This is a genomic window from Streptomyces sp. NPDC089915 (assembly GCF_040684675.1).
Classification (GTDB): Bacteria; Actinomycetota; Actinomycetes; order Streptomycetales; family Streptomycetaceae; genus Streptomyces.
The window spans coordinates 1-1,043 of the sequence record NZ_JBFBGN010000429.1 but is presented as its reverse complement, the minus strand read 5'-3'; the positions used below and the strand labels follow the sequence as shown (position 1 = coordinate 1,043).

At 71.7% G+C, this 1,043-nt stretch carries 2 pseudogenes; both read right to left on the bottom strand.

The features are described 5' to 3' along the window. A pseudogene (locus AB0O29_RS36390) lies at positions 1–148 on the bottom strand (2-oxoacid:ferredoxin oxidoreductase subunit beta); the annotation flags it as partial. Continuing rightward, positions 141–1,043 (bottom strand): annotated as a pseudogene (locus AB0O29_RS36385) (2-oxoglutarate ferredoxin oxidoreductase subunit alpha); the annotation flags it as partial. The pseudogenes AB0O29_RS36385 and AB0O29_RS36390, both read right to left, overlap by 8 nt.

Here is a 1,043-nt window from a genome sequence, read left to right as displayed (position 1 = left end):
GGCCGAGCTCGGGCATGAAGCCCTGGACGGCGGCGAGGACGGCGTAGTCCCCGCAGCCCGGACACCAGCGGACCTCCTGGTCCGACTTGAAGTCCCTGGCGGCGAGCGGGGTCTCCGCCTTGGGGATCAGGGTCAGTGCCTCAGTCATCGATGGCCTCCTTCAGGGCCGTGGCGAGCTGCTCGGCCTTGAACGGCATGCCGTTGACCTGGGTGTGGGAGCGGGCGTCGACCAGGTACCGGGCGCGGATGAGGGTGGCGAGCTGGCCCAGGTTCATCTCCGGCAGGACGACCTTCTCGTAGCGGGCCAGGACGCTGCCCAGGTTGCCGGGGAAGGGGTTGAGGTGGCGCAGGTGTGCTTGCGCGATCGGGGTTCCGGTGGTGCGCAGGCGGCGGACGGCGGCGGTGATGGGGCCGTAGGTGGAGCCCCAGCCGAGGACGAGGGTGCGGGCGCCGTCCGGGTCGTCGACGTCGAGGTCGGGGACGGTGATGCCGTCGACCTTGGCCTGGCGGGTGCGGACCATGAGGTCGTGGTTGGCCGGGTCGTAGGAGATGTTGCCCGTGCCGTCCTGCTTCTCGATCCCGCCGATGCGGTGTTCGAGGCCGGGCGTGCCGGGGACCGCCCAGGGGCGGGCCAGGGTCTGCGGGTCGCGCTTGTACGGCCAGAAGACCTCCGTACCGTCGGGCAGGGTGTGGTTGGGGCCCGTCGCGAACCGGGTCCGCAGGTCGGGCAGTTCGTCGGGGTGGGGGATCCGCCAGGGCTCGGAGCCGTTGGCGAGGTAGCCGTCGGAGAGCAGGAAGACGGGCGTGCGGTAGTCGAGGGCGATGCGCGCGGCCTCGATGGCCGCGTCGAAACAGTCGGCGGCCGTCCTGGGCGCGACGATGGGGACGGGGGCTTCGCCGTTGCGGCCGTACATGGCCTGGAGGAGGTCGGCCTGTTCGGTCTTGGTGGGCAGGCCGGTGGAGGGGCCGCCGCGCTGGATGTCGACGATCAGGAGCGGGAGCTCCAGGGAGACCGCGAGGCCGATGGTCTCGGACTTCAGGGC